This window comes from Frigoribacterium sp. CF331, assembly GCF_057787905.1.
The window spans coordinates 562,280-579,241 of sequence record NZ_CM173545.1; the positions used below are offsets into that span (position 1 = coordinate 562,280).

The following is a 16,962-nucleotide window of genomic DNA, read 5'->3' on the forward strand; positions in this document are numbered from 1 at the left end:
CCAGGGAAATCACGAATCCGACGAGTCGGCGTCCCCCATCTGGGGGTCAGCCAGAGCAGCCGGGCCCTCCTTAAGGAGGACAGCGAACTGACCCGCGTCGATGATCCGTACCCCGAGTTGTTCGGCTTTCGTCAGCTTCGACCCCGCGCCCGGTCCGGCCGCCACGAAGTCGGTCTTCTTGCTGACGCTGCTCGCGGCCTTGCCGCCGGCCTCGACGATCGCCTCGAGCGCGCCCTCTCGGGTGAAGCCCTCGAGGCTGCCGGTCGCGACGACGGTCACGCCCGAGAGCACGCCGCCGGCGGCCTCGGCCGCACCCGGGCCGGGGTGGCCGGGGGTCGTGAACTGGACCCCCGCCGCCGCCCAGCGGTCGATGATCTCGACGTGCCAGTCGACGTCGAACCAGGCGAGCAGGGCGTCGGCGATGATGCCGCCCACGCCGTCGACCGCCGCGAGGTCGTCCCGCGAGGCGGCCCGCATGGCGTCGATCGAACCGAAGTGGTTCGCGAGCGCCCGGGCGGCCACCGGACCGACGTGCCGGATGCTCAGCCCGACGAGGATGCGCCAGAGCGGGCTGGTCTTCGCCTTCTCGAGGTTGGCGAGCATCTCGATCGCCGTCTTCGAGGGCACCGAGGTCTCGTCGCCCGAGAACTCCGGCGAGGACGGGTCGAAGTCGCCGTCGCGCTTCGCACGCTTCCGGCGGAAGGGCGTCACGAGCTTGGGCCGGCCGTCGGCCTCGATCTTCTGCATGCCCGTCTCGGCGTCACGCACGACGACGCGCACGGGGAAGATGTCGGCCATGGTGAGGCCGAAGAGGCCGGCCTCGGTGCGGAGGGGCGGCGAGGCCGGCTCGACGGGTTGCGTCAGGGCCGCCGCGGCGACCTCGCCCAACCCCTCGACGTCGAGCGAGCCTCGCGAGGCGATGTGTTCGACGCGGCCGCGCACCTGGGCGGGGCAGCTCTCGGCGTTCGGGCAGCGCAGGTCGACGTCGCCCTCTTTCGCGGGCTTCAGCGGAGTGCCGCACTCGGGACAGTCGGAGGGCATCACGAACTCGCGCTCGGTACCGTCGCGCAGCTCGATGACCGGGCCGAGGACCTCGGGGATGACGTCGCCCGCCTTCCGCAGCACGACGGTGTCACCGATCAGCACGCCCTTGGCCTTGACCACCTGCTGGTTGTGCAGGGTCGCCTGACGCACCTCGCTGCCGGCGACCTCGACCTTCTCCATCACCGCGAACGGCGTGGCGCGCCCGGTGCGACCGACGCTGACGACGATGTCGAGCAGCGTCGTGTTGACCTCTTCCGGCGGGTACTTGAACGCCGTCGCCCACCGCGGCGCCCGGCTCGTGGCCCCGAGTTCTTCGTGCAGGGCCAGGTCGTCGACCTTGACCACGATGCCGTCGATCTGGTGCTCGACGGACGAGCGTCGGACGCCGTAGTCGTGGATGAACGCCTCGACCTCGCCGATCGTGTCGAAGACGCGGTGGTGGGTCGAGATCGGCAGGCCCCACCGGCCCAGCAGGTCGTAGACCTCGGACTGCGAGCGCACCTCGGTGGCGCGCTCGAGCTCGCGCACCGGCCAGGCGCCGATGCCGTGCACGAGCATGCGCAACCGCCGGAGGCGCGCGTGCATCAGGTCACGCTTGGCGGGCGTCTTGCCCTCTTCCTTCTGACGGAGCGAGCCGGCCGCGGCGTTGCGGGGGTTCGCGAAGACGCGTTCGCCTGCCTCGCGCTGCTGCGCGTTGAGCTCGTCGAACTCGCTCACCGGGAAGAAGATCTCACCGCGGACCTCGACCAGCGGCGGGTGGCCCGTGCCCTCGAGCCGCTCGGGGATCGTGCCCATGGCGAGCACGTTGCCGGTGACGTCCTCACCGACGACGCCGTCGCCGCGGGTGGCGGCCGTGACGAGCACCCCGTCTTCGTAGCGGAGGTTGATCGCCAGGCCGTCGATCTTGAGCTCGGTGAGGAACCGCACGCGTTCGGCCCCCGCGTCGCGCTGCACCTTGCCGGCCCACTCGGCGAGCTCGTCGTCGCTGAACACGTTGTCGAGGCTGAGCATGCGCTCGGCGTGCTCGACCGGTGCGAACTGCGTCGTCTCGGCCCGCCCGCCGACGGTCTGCGTCGGGCTGTCGGGCTTCTGCAGCTCGGGGTGGGTGCGCTCGAGGGCGTCGAGGCGCCGGACGAGGGCGTCGTAGTCCGCGTCGGCGACGGTCGAGCCGTTGCCCTCGTAGTACTGGTCGCGCAGCTCGAGGATTCGGGTGGTCAGCCGTTCGGCCTCGTCGCGGGCCTCGGCCAGGTCGACGGGCACGCCGTCGACCTCGACCGCCGCCTCGGGTGCGCCCTCGGTTCCGGTGTCGCTCATCGTCGGTCGGCTCAGACGGACGCGCCGGCACGAACCGGAGCGGCGGGGACCGGCACGGCCGAGACCGTGCGGTCGATGGTGCACTGGCCGAGCACCCGGGTGCCGACGTAGACGACGGCGGTCTGCCCGGGGGCGACGCCGTTGAGGGGTTCGCGAGGTGTGATCACGAGTTCTTTCCTACCCTCGACCACCGACACCCGCGCGACCGCGGGCACCGGGTCGGCGTGGGCGCGGATCTGCACGTCGCAGTCGAACGCCGTCGTGGGATCGGCGGGTGCCCGCCCCGCCCAGGTGTACGAACCGCCGGCGATCTCGGCGATGTCGAGGGCCTCCTTCGGCCCGACGACGACGGTGTTGTCGACGGGCCGCACCTCGAGCACGAAGCGCGGCTTGCCGTCGTCCGACGGGAACCCGATGTTCAACCCCTTGCGCTGGCCGACGGTGAACGCGTGGGCGCCCTCGTGCGATCCGACGACGGTGCCGCTGCGGTCGAGGATCTCGCCCGTCTCGGCGCCGACGCGCTCGGCCAGCCAGCCCCGGGTGTCGCCGTCCGGGATGAAGCAGATGTCGTGGCTGTCGGGCTTCGACGCCACGCTGAAGCCGCGCTCGGCCGCCTCGGCCCGCACCTCGGCCTTGGACGGCGTCGCCCCGAGGGGGAACATCGAGTGGGCGAGCTGCTCGGCGGTGAGCACGCCCAGCACGTACGACTGGTCCTTGGCCCACGCGGAGGCGCGGTGCAGTTCACGGTGGCCCTGGTCGTCCGTGACGATGGTCGCGTAGTGCCCGGTGCACACCGCGTCGAAGCCGAGCGCGAGGGCCTTCTCGAGCAGTGCCGCGAACTTGATGCGCTCGTTGCAGCGCATGCACGGGTTGGGCGTGCGACCGGCGCTGTACTCGGCGACGAAGTCGTCGACGACGTCGAGCTTGAAGCGCTCGGAGAAGTCCCACACGTAGTACGGGATGCCGATCTTGTTGGCCGCGCGCTGGGCGTCCATCGAGTCCTCGACGGTGCAGCAGCCACGGCTGCCCGTGCGGAGCGTGCCGGGCATCCGGCTGAGGGCCAGGTGGACCCCCACCACGTCGTGGCCGGCCTCGACCGCCCTCGCTGCGGCGACCGCCGAGTCGACGCCACCACTCATCGCTGCCAAGACCTTCATCCGACAAGTGTACGCAGCGGGCCTAGGGTGGCGAGCGACATGTCTTCTTCCTCCCCCGCCTTCAGCATGCGGTCGGTGGCCCTCGCGGCGTTCCTGCCCGCCGCCCTGTTCGCCATCGGCGAGGGCGCGATCATCCCGATCATCCCCGTCGTGGCGAGCGAGCTCGGGGCGTCGTTGCCGTTCGCCGGCTTCGTCGCCGCGCTCATCCTGGTCGGCGAGCTGATCGGCGACATCCCGAGCGGCTGGCTGGTCAGCCGCATCGGCGAGCGCACCGCGATGATCGGCGCCTCGCTGGTCAGCATCGGCGGCCTCGTCACCTGCATGCTGGCGCCGAACGAGATCGTCCTCGCGGTCGGCGTCCTCGTCATCGGCCTCGCGACGGCCGTGTTCGCCCTGGCGCGGCACGCCTTCATGACGAGCTTCGTCCCGATCGAGATCCGCGCCAGGGCCCTGTCGAGCCTCGGCGGCGTGTTCCGGCTCGGCTACTTCGTCGGCCCGTTCCTGTCGGCGGGGGTCATCGAGCTGACGGGGTCGGTCCAGTCGGCCTTCGTCGTCCACATCGTCGGCTGCCTCGGCGCCGCGATCGCCCTGCTGGTGCTGCGCGACCCGTCGGCCGCGTTCGGCGTCCGACCGGGCCGGGGCACCGACGACGGCGCCGAGCTCGTCGCGAAGGAGGCGCAGGGGCTCTTCGGCACCCTCTGGCGTCACCGCGGCGTCCTGGTCAAGCTCGGCAGCGGCGCGGCCCTGATCGGCGCCATGCGGTCCGGTCGCCAGGTGATGCTGCCGCTCTGGGCCGTCAGCATCGGCCTCGGCGCCTCCGAGACCGCGATCATCATCGGCATCGCGGGGGCGGTCGACTTCGCGCTGTTCTACACGAGCGGCCAGATCATGGACCGCTTCGGACGCCTCTGGAGCGCCGTGCCCTGCATGGTCGGGCTGGGCCTGTCGTACCTCGCCCTGTCGGTCACGCACGACCTCGACGCGAAGGTCGGCTGGTTCGTCGCGGTGGCGATCCTCATGTCGCTCGCCAACGGCGTCGGCAGCGGCATCCTCATGACGCTCGGCGCCGACCTGGCCGACGAGGGCGACCCCGCCCCCTTCCTCGGCGCCTGGCGGTTCACGGGCGACGCGGGCAGCGCGGCGGCGCCCCTGCTCATCTCGGGCGTGACGGCGCTCGTGTCGATCTCGATCGCCAGCGGGGTGATGGGCGTCCTCGGCCTCGTCGGTGCCGCGATCCTCGTGCGCTACGTGCCGCGGTACTCACCGCACGTCCCCCGCGCGAAGCGCTAGCGCCTCCACGTCCGTCGTTCCGGCCCGGGGCCGGCGTCGGTACACTCGGTCCTGCCGCGGGAGTGGTGGAATTGGCAGACACGCAGGATTTAGGTTCCTGTGCTTTCGAGCGTGAGGGTTCAAGTCCCTTCTCCCGCACGACCCATCAGAGGGCCCCGGCACGCCGGCGACCACGACCGGAGAACACCCGATGCTGCCCCTCGTCTCCATCCCCTGGCTGAACCCCGAGTACCTGCTCTCGGCCTTCGGCCCCTGGGCCGTCCTCGGCGTCTGCCTGCTCGTGTTCGCCGAGACGGGTCTGCTCGTCGGCTTCCTGTTCCCGGGCGACACGCTACTGATCATCACGGGCATCCTCGCGGCCACGAACCCCGGTGCCCTCGGCATGCCGATCTGGCTGATCGCGATCCTCATCAGCATCGCCGCGTTCGCCGGTGGCGAGCTCGGCTACCTGATCGGCCACAAGGTCGGGCCCCGCATCTTCGAACGGAAGCAGAGCGGGCTCTTCAGCGTCGCCAACGTCAACCGCACGAACGCGTTCTTCGAGCGCTTCGGCCCGATGGCGGTCATCATCGCCCGCTTCGTGCCCGTCGTCCGCACCTTCGCCCCGATCATGGCCGGGGTCGGGCACATGAGCTACCGGCGGTACTCGCTCTTCAACGCCATCGGTGCCGTCGTCTGGGGCATGGGCATCACCCTGGCGGGCTTCGGCATCGGGCACATCCCGCCCGTCGCCGACTTCGTCAGCTCGTACATCGACCTCATCCTGCTCGGTGCCGTCCTGGCGACGGTGATCCCGATCGCGATCCACTACCTCCACGGGGTGCACCAGGCCAAGAAGGCCGAGCAGTCGGGCGAGGTCGAGACGCCCCACGTCTCGTCCGCCCCCCACGACGCCTGACCCTCCCGCCCCGTCGACCCGACGCCACGGCCCGCAGGAGGCGCGGGTCGCCTCAGTCCGCGAGCGCGGCCACCCGGGGCGCGATCGCCCGGAACGCCCGCGAACGGTGGCTGACCGCGTTCTTCTCGTCGGTCGTGAGCTCGGCCGCGCTGCGGCGCTCGCCCTCGGGCCGGAACACGGGGTCGTACCCGTGACCGTTCGAGCCGACCCGCGCCTCCAGGATCTCGCCGTGCCATTCGCCGTGCTCGACGTGTTCGTCCCACCCGCTCGCCTCGGGCCGACCGTCGGGGCCCTCGGCGCCGGCGGGCGGGGGCACGACGAGGGCCGCGACGCACGAGAACCACGCCGACCGGTCGCCGGCCCCGTCGAGTTCGGCGAGCAGCTTGTCGATGTTGTCGTCCGCGTCGCGCGTGCCGGCGTAACGGGCCGAGTGGATGCCCGGGGCCCCGCCGAGGGCCGCCGCCGAGATGCCGCTGTCGTCCGCCAGCGCCGGCAGGCCCGTGTGCCGTGCGGCCGCGCGGGCCTTGATCAGCGCGTTGGCCGCGAACGTCTCGCCGTCCTCGACCGGCTCGGGGCCGTCGTAGGCGACGAGCTCGACGCCCGGGGCCGTCTCGGCGAGCAGCGACCGCAGCTCGGCGACCTTGCCCTGGTTGTGCGTCGCGATGACGACCCGGGTCATCGGCCGAGGGCCTCGCGCTGGAAGCGGCTCAGGTCGACGGCACCGGACACGGCGAGGTCGAGCAGCGAGTCGAGCTCACGGCGGTCGAACGGCGCCCCCTCGGCGGTGCCCTGCACCTCGACGAACGAGCCGCTGCCGGTGACGACCACGTTCATGTCGGTCTCGGCACGGACGTCCTCGACGTAGGCCAGGTCGAGCATCGGCTCGCCGTCGATGATGCCGACCGACACGGCCGAGACGCTGTCGGTCAGCGGCGTGGCCTTCTGTCCCAGGAACTTCTTCTCGCGACCCCACTCGATCGCCTGGGCCAGGGCGACGTAGGCGCCCGTGATGGCGGCGGTGCGGGTCCCGCCGTCGGCCTGCAGGACGTCGCAGTCGAGCACGATCGTGTTCTCGCCGAGGGCCTTCGTGTCGACCACGGCCCGCAGGCTGCGCCCGATCAGGCGCGAGATCTCGTGCGTGCGACCGCCGATCTTGCCCTTGACGCTCTCCCGGTCGTTGCGCGAGTTGGTGGCCCGGGGCAGCATCGCGTACTCGGCCGTGACCCAGCCCTTGCCCTTGCCGGTCAGCCAGCGGGGCACGCCGTTCGTGAACGAGGCGGTGCAGAGCACCTTCGTGCCGCCGAACGTGATGAGGGCGCTGCCCTCGGCGTGGGCGCTCCAGCCCGTCTCGATGGTGACGGGTCGCAGGTCGGTGGTGCTGCGCCCGTCGGCGCGGACGGTCGTGCTCGTGGTGTCGGTCATGGTGCCTTCTCTCGGCGGTGGGGGGCGATGGGCGGACGGGTCGACGACCCCGAGGGGCCGAGGAGGCGCGGATCAGGTCCGTTCGGCGGGGCGGAGGCCCGTGGGCAGCTCGATGGCGCCCGTCTCGAGGTGGCCGACGCGCGAGACCTCGGGCCCCAGGAAGCGACGGGCCAGGCGCAGGAACGACTTCTCGTCGGGGCCCGTGGCCTCGAACTCGTGGTGCGGGGCGCCGCGGTCGGTCCGCTCCAGCCCGTGCTGGACGAGCGTCCGGTAGACGTCGGCCGCGGTCTCCTCGGCGCTGGACACGAGCCGGACGTCGGGCCCCACGACGTACTGCACCGCGGCCGACATGAGCGGGTAGTGGGTGCAGCCGAGGACCAGCGTGTCGATGCCGGCCTCGCGGAGCGGCGCGAGGTACCCCTCGGCGACGGCCCGCAGCTCGGGGCTCGACGTGTCGCCCGCCTCGACGAACTCGACGAAGCGCGGACAGGCCCGGGTGAACAGCTCGAGACCCGCCGCCGCCGCGAAGGCGTCCTCGTAGGCGCGCGAGTTGATCGTGCCCTCGGTGCCGATGACGCCGATGCGGCCGTTGCGCGTCTGCTGGACCGCCGCGCGCACGGCCGGCTGGATCACCTCGACGACGGGGATGCCCGCGCCGATCGTGTACCGCTCGCGGGCGTCGCGCAACACCGCGGACGAGGCCGTGTTGCAGGCGATGACCAGCAGCTTGACGCCCTGCGCGACGAGGTCGTCCATGACGGCGAGCGCGTACTCGCGGACGAGGGCGATGGGCTTCGGCCCGTAGGGCGAGTGGGCGGTGTCGCCCACGTAGCGGATCGACTCGTGGGGCAGCTGGTCGATGATCGCCCGCGACACGGTGAGACCGCCGACGCCGCTGTCGAAGACTCCGATGGGTGCGTCCGTCACGACCACGAAGCCTACCCGTCGCGAGCCGCGACCCCCGGGACGATCCGGCGAGCCTAGGCTGCAGGGGTGACCAGCGCACTGTTGACCGACCGGTACGAGCTCACCATGGTGGAGGCCGCCCTCAAGGCGGGGACGGCCCACCGCGACAGCGTGTTCGAGGTGTTCGCCCGACGCCTGCCCGAGGGGCGACGCTACGGCATCGTCGCGGGCACCGGGCGGTTCCTCGAGCTGCTCGCCGACTTCCGGTTCGGCGACGACGAGCTGCGGTGGCTCCGCGAGGCCGGCGTCGTCGACCGGACGACGGCGGACTGGCTGGCCGACTACCGGTTCTCGGGCGACATCTGGGGTTACGCCGAGGGCGAGGTCTACCTGCCCGGCTCGCCGCTGCTCGTCATCGAGTCGACCTTCGCCGAGGCGGTCCTGCTCGAGACCCTGGCGCTCAGCGTCTTCAACTACGACTCGGCCGTGGCCAGCGCCGCCGCCCGCATGGTGTCCGCCGCCGACGGCCGCCCCCTCGCCGAGATGGGTTCGCGCCGGACGGGCGAGCGCAGCGCCGTCGCGGCCGCCCGCGCCGCCTACATCGCCGGATTCGGCGCGACGAGCAACCTCGAGGCCGGCCGTTCGTGGGGCGTGCCCACCATGGGCACCGCCGCGCACGCCTTCACGCTGTTGCACGACAGCGAGGAGGCCGCCTTCCGCGCCCAGGTCGACACCCTCGGCCCCGGCACGACGTTGCTCGTCGACACCTACGACGTCCCCGAGGCCGTGGCCACCGCCGTCCGGGTCGCCGGCGCCGGGCTCGGGGCCGTGCGCATCGACAGCGGCGACCTGCCGTCGCTCGTGGCCCAGGTCCGTGCGCAGCTCGACGACCTCGGTGCGACCGGGGCGAAGATCACGGTCACGAACGACCTCGACGAGTACACGATCGCCGCCCTGCGGGCCGCCCCGGTCGACTCCTTCGGCGTCGGGACCTCGGTCGTCTCGGGCTCGGGGCATCCGGCCGCGGGCATGGTGTTCAAGCTCGTGGCCCGACGGGGAGACGACGGCGCCTGGGTCTCGGTGGCCAAGAAATCGGCCGACAAGGCCACGGTCGGCGGCCGCAAGTCACCGGTCCGGGTGGTCGTCGACGGGGTCGCCACGAGAGAGCTCATCCGCGTCGGCTCGGACGAGCACGCGGCCGGGGAGCGTCCGCTGCACGTCCCGCTCGTGACGGCGGGCGAGATCGACGTCCGGCACACGGGCGCCCAGGGCGTGGCCAGGGCGCGCCTCCACCGGGCCGCGGCCGTGGCCGAACTGCCCGACCAGGCGCTGCGGCTCGGTCGCGGTGAGCCGGTCGTGCCGACCGTCTACGCGTGACGCCCGGCCCGGGTCACTCCGAGGTCATCTTCTCGTAGATCTCTTTGCAGGTCGGGCACACCGGGAACTTCTCGGGGTCGCGGCCCGGGGTCCACTTCTTGCCGCAGAGCGCCTTGACCGGCTTGCCGCTCAGCGCGGACTCCATGATCTTGTCCTTCTTGACGTAGTGCGAGAAGCGCTCGTGGTCGCCGGGGTCGATCGCCTCGTCGTTCAGGAGCTTCTCGAGCTCGCGGTCCAGGACGTCGAGGCCGCCGCCCGTCTGCGTGTCAGTCATGCCGACATCGTACGTCGACCTCGGGTCAGCTGCGCAGGGCGAACGCCAGCAGCTCGGGGGCCCGGCGCGAGAACACGCGCGCACCCAGGGCGACCCCCGCGACCAGGACCACGACCCCCACGCCGACGCCCGACACGAGGGCCCAGGTGCCGCCGGAGGGGTACCCCGTGATGAGCCCACGCCCCGCGAACCACAGGGCCGGGGCGGTCGCCAGCACGGCCCCGCCGATCATCACGCTCTGGGCCCAGGCCGCGGTCGCGCCGTTCGACTGGGGCTGCTGGAAGGGGTCGTCGTGCGGTCGGACCGTGGCGTAGGGCAGGAGGGCCGAGACGACGCTCGACAGCCCGAGGCCGCTGAGCAGGAACCCGGCGCTCACGCCGAGTTCGGACGGCAGCGCCTGCCAGTCGCCGAACAACCAGGTGGCGACCACCGACCCGAGGGCGACCAGCGGCACCCCGATCAGCAGAGGAGGCGCCAGTCGCCCCACGCGGTCGGCCAGACCACGCGTGTCGGAGGCCACGTGCATCCACAGCGCGGTGCTGTCGTAGGCCACGTCGTTGTGCGGCAGGAAGCCGAGGATCAGGCACATGATCGGCACCGGGACGAGTGCCAGCCAGTTCCAGCTCACGCCGGCGATGCCCAGCGGGACGACGAGCAGCGGCAGGAACGGGATGATGACGAGCGACATGCGGTACCGCGCGTCGCGCATCCAGTAGGTGAGGCTGCGGCCCGCGACGGCCCCGGTCGGCGACGCGCGGACGTACTCGAACCAGCCGAGCCCGTCGCCCTCGTCGACCTCTTCCGGCTCGGGTCGGTCGACGAACGCGCGCGCCACGAGCGCCCGCCACGCGTACCAGAGGGCCGCCACCGTGATCGCGGCGATGACGACGTCGGACGCGACACGGCCCGTCTCGCCGGCGGCGACGTGACCGGGCAGGGCGAGGGCGGCGCCGAACGGCGTCCAGGCGAGCGCGTCCGCGACGACGCCCGTGCCCGAGCGGCCGGGCAGCGACAGCCGGACGAGGTCGACGATCACGGGGACGGCCAGCAGGACCACGAGGACGGCCCCGACTAGGGCGAGCTCACGCCCGCGCCGAGAGGTGAGGACGACGCTGTTGAGCGTCGACGCCACGAGGGCCAGCAGCAGGGCCGTGAGCCCGGCGACCAGGGCGGCGAACACAGCGACGGCCGCGACGCCCGATCCCTCGGCCCAGGCCCGGACGTACCCCGTCGAGAGCACGAGCAGGGCGAGCGTGGGCAGGCCGACGAGCGAACCGAGGGCCAGTCCGACGGACGCGCGCCCCTCGGGGACGCCCAGGACGGCGAGCCGGCGGGGATCGCTCCAGGCGGGACGCACGGTCGCGAAGGGGACGACGGCGAAGCCCACCAGCAACAGGGCGCCGCCTCCCACCACCACGGCACGGACGTCGTCGAGCGGGGCGTCGCGCAGCCCGCTGACGAGGCTCGCGACGGCGATGGTGACGACCAGGACGGCGAGGACCGAGCCGACCGCGATCGTGAGGCGGCGGGGCCCGAAGCGGACCGTGTTGCCGATCGTCTGCAGCCTCAGTCGGAGAAGTTCTGCAACCATTCCATGCCCTCCGTGACCGCGCGCCCGCCGGCGAGCTCGACGAACCGCTGTTCGAGGGAGCGCCCGGCGCGGACCTCGTCGACCGTGCCGCTGGCGAGGACGTGCCCGTCGACGATCACCGCGACGCTGTCGCAGATGCGCTCGACGAGGTCCATGCTGTGGCTCGACAGCAGCACGGTGCCGCCTCCGGCCACGTAGCGCTGCAGGACGTCGGTGACCGTGGCGGCCGAGACGGGGTCGACCGACTCGAACGGTTCGTCGAGCACGAGGACCCTCGGCGAGTGGATGATGGCGGCCGCCAGCGCGATCTTCTTGGTCATGCCGACCGAGTAGTCGCTCACGAGGCGCCCCAAGGCGTCGTGCAGGCCGAAGGCCGTGGCCAGGTCGGACGACCGCTTGCGCGCCGTCACGCCGTCCAGGCCGCGGAGGGTCGCGGAGTAGTAGAGCAGCTGGGCCCCGGTCAGGCGGTCGAACAGTCGAAGACGGTCGGGCAGGACGCCGAGCGACCGCTTCGCCGCCGCCGGGTCACGCCACACGTCGGCACCCAGGACGGTGACCGTGCCGGCGTCGGGTCGGAGCAGACCCGTGACGATCGAGAGGGTCGTCGTCTTGCCGGCGCCGTTCGGTCCGACGATGCCGTAGAACGAGCCGGCCCGCACCTCGAGGTCGACGTTCTCGACGGCGACGGTGCCGCCGTAGCGCTTCATGAGGCCGGAGATCGCCAGCACGACCGGCGCCTCGGCGTCGACCTCGCGCGCGCTCCGCCCGGCGACCGACGTGGGGGCGGCGGTCCCGGCGTCGTCGGACGACACCTCGGCGTCGCCGGTCGCGACGTCGCCGGTCGCGGCGTCGCCGGTCGCGGCGTCGCCGGTCGCGGCGTCGCCGGTCGCGGCGTCGTCGTCGGGCCCGCCGTCGTCGGTCGCGCCGTCGCCGGCCCCACCGACCTCGGGGGCCTCGGCGGCCCGGTCGTCGTCGGTCAGGGCGTCCTCGAGGGCCGCCGCGGACGCCTCCTCGGCGTTCAGGGCGTCGCCGAAGTAGTCGTCGGCGGAGACCGGAACGACGACGGTGCCGTCGGTCGTGACGCCCGCGTCGGCGAGCTCGACGACCAGTTCCTCCTCGGCGGCCCTGGCGGCCGCCTCGGCCCGGGCCCGGGCGTTCGCCGCCCGGGTGGCCGCGGCCTTCTTGGCTGCGGCGGACCGGTCGGCCGCGGTGCGCTGGGAGGGCTTGCGGGGCGTCGCGGGCTTGCGGGGGGACGTGGGCTTGCGGGCCGCCGGGGCCTTCGCCGGAGCGGCCGCCGCCGTCGGAGGCGTGCCCTCCCCGGTCGTCACGGTCGCCTCGCCTGCCACGTCCCCCGCGGTCGTCGCGTCGTCGTCCACTGTGTTCTCCCCCTGGTCGGCGGTGCCCACCGCTCGGACCGTGTCGTCACCCGCCGTCGAGTCGGGGGCGTCGTCACCCACGTCGTCCTCGCGCCGTCCAGCCATCGCCCCACCGTACCAAGGCCTCGACACGCCTCGGACGACGGGAGTCGCATATCACGAAACGGACACGCTTCGGGCGCCTTCCCTGGCCGCCGGAGGCCTCGTCGGGTAGTCTGCGAGAGCACGACGACGTGTCCAGATCGATGCTCCGCGGTGAACGCCGCTCGAACACGAGGCGAATCGCACCCAGAGACGGGTCCGGTCCGCACCGCCGGGGCCGCCGCAGAGCCCGTCCCGCACGAGCTCGCCCCTTGTGAGGAGACCCCCGTGAGCAAGAACGACACGAACCACCGCCAGCAGATCGTCATCCTGGCCGCCGGGCTCGGCAGCCGTCTCGGCCGCTCGCTGCCGAAGGCGCTGACCGAACTGAACGACGGCCGCTCCATCATGCAGCAGCAGTTCGACAACATCCGCGAGGCCTTCGGCCCCGACGCCCGGGTCACCGTCGTGGTCGGCTACAAGTTCGAGCACATCGTCGAGGCCTTCCCGTCGGCGTCGTTCGTCTACAACGAGATGTACGACCAGACCAACACCTCGAAGAGCCTGCTCCGCGCCCTCCGGGCCAGCGCCTCCGGGGGGGTCCTCTGGATGAACGGCGACGTCGTCTTCGACCCGACCGCCCTCACCCGCGCGGCTCGCCTGGTGCGCGACGACCAGTCGTTCGTCACGGTCAACACGTCCAAGGTGTCCGACGAAGAGGTCAAGTACACGACCGACGCCGAGGGCTACATCGCCGAACTCTCCAAACAGGTCAAGGGCGGCCTCGGCGAGGCCGTCGGCATCAACTACGTGTCGAAGGCCGACAAGGCCACCCTCGTCCACCACCTGTCCAAGGTCGACAACCAGGACTACTTCGAACGCGGCATCGAACTGGCCATCGGTCAGGACGGGCTACGCTTTGAGCCCGTGGACATCTCCGACCTCTACGCCGTCGAGGTCGACTTCGCCGAAGACCTCGAGCGCGCGAACCTGTTCGTCTGAACCGGGCCGTCATCGACGGTCGCGCGGTCGGGCCTGATGTCCTGACCGTGAAGGACGTCCGTGAGCACTGACCTGGCCGAACGGCCCCGTCGCAGCGGTGCCGCCCGATACCGTCAGACGCTCTGGCTGCTGACGAGTCGCGACCTCAAGGTCCGCTACTCGACGTCGAAGCTCGGCTACGTCTGGTCGATCCTCGATCCGCTCGTCATGTCGGGCATCTACTTCTTCGTCTTCTCGGTCGTCTTCAAGCGCTCGGTCGGTGACGAGCCCTACATCGTCTTCCTGCTGTCGGGCCTCCTGCCCTGGATGTGGTTCAACGGTGCCGTGTCGGACAGCACGCGGGCCTTCATCCGCGAGGCCAAGCTCGTGCGGTCGACCAAGATCCCGCGCACGATCTGGGTCTTCCGGTTGGTCGGGTCCAAGGGCATCGAGTTCGCCCTCAGCCTGCCCGTCCTGGCCGTCTTCGCGATCGCCGGCGGAGCCCACCTGCACTGGCAGGTCGTGTTCTTCCCCCTGGCCATGGTCATGCAGACGCTGCTCGTCGCCGGCGTCGGGCTCGTCGTCGCCCCGCTCGTCGTGTTCTTCCGCGACCTCGAGCGCGCGACCAAGCTCGCGCTCCGCTTCACGTTCTACGCCTCCCCCGTCATCTACGGCACCCAGGACCTCCCCGACGACCTGCACCTGCTGGCGGCGTTCAACCCCCTCAGCGGCATCTTCGGCCTGTACCGGTCGGCGTTCTTCCCCGAGCAGTTCGACCTCACCGAGGTCCTCGTCGGCGGAGGCGTGTGCCTCGTGGTCCTGGTTGTCGGGCTGCTGGTCTTCCGCGCGAGCGAGCGCGCCGTGCTGAAGGAGATCTGATGACCCCCACCGTGCAGGGCCCCGTCATCCGGGTCGACGGCGTCGGCATCCGGTTCCGCCGCAACCGCCGCGGACGCCGGTCGTTCAAGGACCTCTTCGCCGACAGCGGTCGCCGTTCGCGTCCCGGCGAGTTCTGGGCCCTGCGCGACGTGAGCTTCGAGGTCCACCCGGGCGAGGCCATCGGCGTGGTGGGGCGCAACGGCCAGGGCAAGTCCACGCTCCTCAAGCTGGTGGCCGAGGTGATCCTGCCCGACACGGGCAGCGTGGTGGTCTCGGGTGGCGTCGCACCCCTGATCGAGATCACGGGTGGCTTCGTCGCCGACCTGACGGTCCGCGAGAACGTCTACCTGACGGCCGGCCTGCACGGCATGCACCGCACCGAGATCGACGAACGCTTCGACGAGATCATCGAGTTCGCCGAGATCGCCGACTTCGTCGACACGCCCTACAAACACCTCTCCAGCGGCATGAAGGTCCGCATCGCCTTCGCCGTCATCTCCCGACTCGAAGAACCCGTCGTCCTCGTCGACGAGGTGCTGGCGGTCGGCGACAAGGCGTTCCGCGAGAAGTGCTACGCCCGGATCGGCGAGATGCTGGCCGACGGTCGCACGCTCTTCCTGGTCTCGCACAACGAACGCGACCTGAGGCGTTTCTGCCGCCGGGGCCTGTACCTCGACGGAGGGCGGCTGGCCTTCGACGGGCCGCTCGACGAGGCGCTCGCCCGATACGCCTCCGACCACCCTCCCCGGCCCTCGGCGTAGGGTCGACGGGTGCCCTTCCGTCGTCACCCCCAGAGCCCCGACCACGACCGCGAACCCTCCCCGTCGGGCAGCGCGCTGACCCCGCGCGACGAGGACGCGTCGCCCGAGTACCACTACGAGACCACCTCGACGCCCGAGCGGTCGGACGACGCCGCGTGGGTCCGACGCCTCGACAAGCTCCTCGCCGTCCAGCGACCGGTCGTCGTCAAGCACGTCGCCATGCTGCGCCGTCGCCACAAGAAGGCCACGCCGCAGAAGCTGATCGCCGTCCTCGAGCGCGAGTACCTCGCTGCCGTGACCACGGGCGGCGCGGCCGTCGGGGCCAGCGCGGTCATCCCCGGTGTCGGCTGGGGCGTCTCGCTCGCCCTGTCCGGCGTCGAGACCGCCGGCTTCCTCGAGGCGAGCGCCCTCTTCGCCCAGTCGGTGACCGAGGTCCACGGCATCGCCGTCTCGGACCCCGACCGGGCGCGTGCGCTGGTCATGGCCATGCTGCTCGGAGGCCCGGGGGCCAGCCTGGTCCGCCAGTTCGCCGGCGAGGCCATGGGCACCGCCCCGGCCCGCACCGCGTTCTGGGGCGAATTGGTGACGGACAAGCTCCCCAAGGCGGCCATGAGCGGCCTGACCGACACCATCCGCAAGCAGTTCGTGAGGCGGTTCGCCGCTTCCCAGGGCGCCTCCGTCCTCGGCCGGGCCATCCCGTTCGGCATCGGAGCGGTCGTGGGCGGCACGGGCAACCACCTGCTCGGACGCAAGGTGGTCACGACCGCCCGGACGGCCTTCGGCGCGCCCCCCGCCGAGTTCCCCGAGACGCTGACGTCCTGAACGGCTGAACGGCCGAACGACCGGGCGGCTGCGCGAGGCGCCGGCCGGCCGGGGCAGGGTGCATGGACGCCTCGTCCCCGATCACCCGCCGTCCACAGGGCCGCGGGACGGGCAGCGGTGGCCGCACCTATCGTCGGGCCCATGACCACGACGACCCCCGCCTACACCGTCCCGTTCACCCTCGACCGCCGTCGTGCCCCCCGGGTGTACCGACTCGTCAACGACTCCCCCGAGACCGTCTCCGGCGTCCGCGTCACCCTCGTGGGCACGGGGCTCCTGGTCCCGGTGGCGACCACCCGCCTCGATCCGGGCGCGTCGGTCGACCTCTGCGTGCTCGGCGTCGAACTCGCCCGCAGCGCGATCGCCGTCGTCCGGTGGTTCCGCCCCGACGGCACCGAGTACCTCTGGCGGTTCAGCTTCTGAGCAGCCGGCCGATCGCCGCGACCCCGTCAGCTCGAGCGGCGGGCCCGCCGCTCGGCCACGTAGTCGGCGGCCGTGAAAGCCTCGACCAGGGGCGGCAGGTGTTCGACGCCGAGACCGCCGACGAGCGTCGCCGGGTCGACCCCGAGCACCACGGCCAGCCGCACGATCGTGTGCAGCACGGGGTTGCCGATGCCCCGCTCGATCTTGCCGTAGTTCGAGACGTTCATCCCGGCCAGGTGTGCGACCTCGTCCTGGCTCAGCCCGAGTCGGAGGCGCTGGTCACGGATGCGCTCACCGAAGAGTCGTGCGGCGGCTGACGTCGGTTCAGGCATGCCTCATGGATACGCGGCTCAGCGTCTGAGATCC

17 protein-coding genes and 1 tRNA gene are annotated in these 16,962 nt (G+C 72.0%); 9 read left to right on the forward strand and 9 right to left on the reverse strand.

Annotated elements, in window-relative coordinates:
• Positions 1-9: 9 nt before the first annotated feature.
• Both ligA and mnmA read right to left on the reverse strand, forming a co-directional pair.
• Positions 10-2,358 carry an NAD-dependent DNA ligase LigA gene (gene ligA / locus AC3CCI_RS02595; protein WP_488628014.1) on the reverse strand — a complete coding sequence of 783 codons (2,349 nt, stop codon included), beginning with the start codon at positions 2,356-2,358 and terminating at the stop codon, positions 10-12.
• A gap of 11 nt (positions 2,359-2,369) precedes the next feature.
• Entirely contained in the window at positions 2,370-3,515 is a 1,146-nt protein-coding gene (gene mnmA, locus AC3CCI_RS02600) for a tRNA 2-thiouridine(34) synthase MnmA (protein WP_488628015.1), read from the reverse strand.
• Positions 3,516-3,554: 39 nt separating this feature from the next.
• On the opposite strand from mnmA, the gene AC3CCI_RS02605 reads away from it, so the two are divergent.
• The 3 genes from AC3CCI_RS02605 (at position 3,555) to AC3CCI_RS02615 (ending at position 5,703) form a co-directional block, all read left to right on the forward strand.
• Positions 3,555-4,805 carry an MFS transporter gene (locus tag AC3CCI_RS02605; protein ID WP_488628016.1) on the forward strand — a complete coding sequence of 417 codons (1,251 nt, stop codon included), beginning with the start codon at positions 3,555-3,557 and terminating at the stop codon, positions 4,803-4,805.
• Between the two features lie 56 nt (positions 4,806-4,861).
• Positions 4,862-4,943 (forward strand) — tRNA-Leu (locus AC3CCI_RS02610).
• A 52-nt stretch (positions 4,944-4,995) separates the two neighbouring features.
• Positions 4,996-5,703: a DedA family protein gene (locus AC3CCI_RS02615; protein ID WP_488628017.1), complete on the forward strand. Its 708-nt coding sequence runs from the start codon at positions 4,996-4,998 to the stop codon at positions 5,701-5,703.
• A gap of 52 nt (positions 5,704-5,755) precedes the next feature.
• Here AC3CCI_RS02615 and AC3CCI_RS02620 read toward each other — a convergent pair whose 3' ends face one another.
• The 3 genes from AC3CCI_RS02620 to murI all read right to left on the reverse strand — a co-directional run bounded on the left by AC3CCI_RS02620 (position 5,756) and on the right by murI (position 8,052).
• Positions 5,756-6,382, reverse strand: a complete 627-nt coding sequence (locus AC3CCI_RS02620) for a non-canonical purine NTP pyrophosphatase (protein WP_488628018.1) — start codon at positions 6,380-6,382, stop codon at positions 5,756-5,758.
• On the reverse strand, positions 6,379-7,125 hold the full coding sequence (gene rph / locus AC3CCI_RS02625) for a ribonuclease PH (RefSeq protein ID WP_488628019.1): 747 nt from the start codon (positions 7,123-7,125) through the stop codon (positions 6,379-6,381). Before rph ends, AC3CCI_RS02620 begins: the two co-directional genes overlap by 4 nt.
• A 72-nt stretch (positions 7,126-7,197) precedes the next feature.
• Entirely contained in the window at positions 7,198-8,052 is an 855-nt protein-coding gene (gene murI / locus AC3CCI_RS02630; RefSeq protein WP_354593498.1) for a glutamate racemase, read from the reverse strand.
• A gap of 66 nt (positions 8,053-8,118) precedes the next feature.
• Between murI and AC3CCI_RS02635 the strand changes: the two genes are divergently transcribed.
• Positions 8,119-9,408 (forward strand): nicotinate phosphoribosyltransferase, encoded by a 1,290-nt coding sequence (locus tag AC3CCI_RS02635; protein ID WP_488628020.1) that lies wholly within the window; start codon positions 8,119-8,121, stop codon positions 9,406-9,408.
• A gap of 13 nt (positions 9,409-9,421) precedes the next feature.
• On the opposite strand, the gene AC3CCI_RS02640 is transcribed toward AC3CCI_RS02635, so the two are convergent.
• From AC3CCI_RS02640 to AC3CCI_RS02650, 3 genes are read right to left on the reverse strand one after another with little or no spacing between them, the layout of a single operon-like run.
• Positions 9,422-9,682, reverse strand: coding sequence for a DUF3039 domain-containing protein (locus AC3CCI_RS02640; protein ID WP_056262309.1), 261 nt, complete (start codon positions 9,680-9,682; stop codon positions 9,422-9,424).
• 25 nt (positions 9,683-9,707) lie between these two features.
• Positions 9,708-11,273, reverse strand: a complete 1,566-nt coding sequence (locus AC3CCI_RS02645) for an ABC transporter permease (RefSeq protein ID WP_354593500.1) — start codon at positions 11,271-11,273, stop codon at positions 9,708-9,710.
• Positions 11,249-12,754 (reverse strand): ABC transporter ATP-binding protein, encoded by a 1,506-nt coding sequence (locus AC3CCI_RS02650; RefSeq protein ID WP_488628021.1) that lies wholly within the window; start codon positions 12,752-12,754, stop codon positions 11,249-11,251. Before AC3CCI_RS02650 ends, AC3CCI_RS02645 begins: the two co-directional genes overlap by 25 nt.
• Positions 12,755-13,018: 264 nt before the next feature.
• Here AC3CCI_RS02650 and AC3CCI_RS02655 point away from each other — a divergent pair, with 264 nt between their 5' ends.
• The 5 genes from AC3CCI_RS02655 (at position 13,019) to AC3CCI_RS02675 (ending at position 16,596) form a co-directional block, all read left to right on the forward strand.
• Positions 13,019-13,732, forward strand: a complete 714-nt coding sequence (locus AC3CCI_RS02655; RefSeq protein ID WP_488628022.1) for a phosphocholine cytidylyltransferase family protein — start codon at positions 13,019-13,021, stop codon at positions 13,730-13,732.
• Positions 13,733-13,792: 60 nt separating this feature from the next.
• Positions 13,793-14,590 (forward strand): ABC transporter permease, encoded by a 798-nt coding sequence (locus tag AC3CCI_RS02660; protein WP_488628023.1) that lies wholly within the window; start codon positions 13,793-13,795, stop codon positions 14,588-14,590.
• The gene (locus AC3CCI_RS02665) at positions 14,590-15,351 is read left to right on the forward strand and encodes an ABC transporter ATP-binding protein (RefSeq protein WP_354593504.1); all 762 of its coding nucleotides are present in this window, start codon (positions 14,590-14,592) and stop codon (positions 15,349-15,351) included. The genes AC3CCI_RS02660 and AC3CCI_RS02665 overlap by 1 nt, the downstream gene beginning before the upstream one ends.
• Positions 15,352-15,360: 9 nt before the next feature.
• Entirely contained in the window at positions 15,361-16,173 is an 813-nt protein-coding gene (locus AC3CCI_RS02670; RefSeq protein WP_354593505.1) for a hypothetical protein, read from the forward strand.
• A 141-nt stretch (positions 16,174-16,314) separates the two neighbouring features.
• Positions 16,315-16,596, forward strand: coding sequence for a PilZ domain-containing protein (locus tag AC3CCI_RS02675; RefSeq protein WP_354593506.1), 282 nt, complete (start codon positions 16,315-16,317; stop codon positions 16,594-16,596).
• A gap of 26 nt (positions 16,597-16,622) precedes the next feature.
• Here AC3CCI_RS02675 and AC3CCI_RS02680 read toward each other — a convergent pair whose 3' ends face one another.
• Entirely contained in the window at positions 16,623-16,928 is a 306-nt protein-coding gene (locus tag AC3CCI_RS02680) for a helix-turn-helix domain-containing protein (protein ID WP_354593507.1), read from the reverse strand.
• Positions 16,929-16,962: the final 34 nt, after the last annotated feature.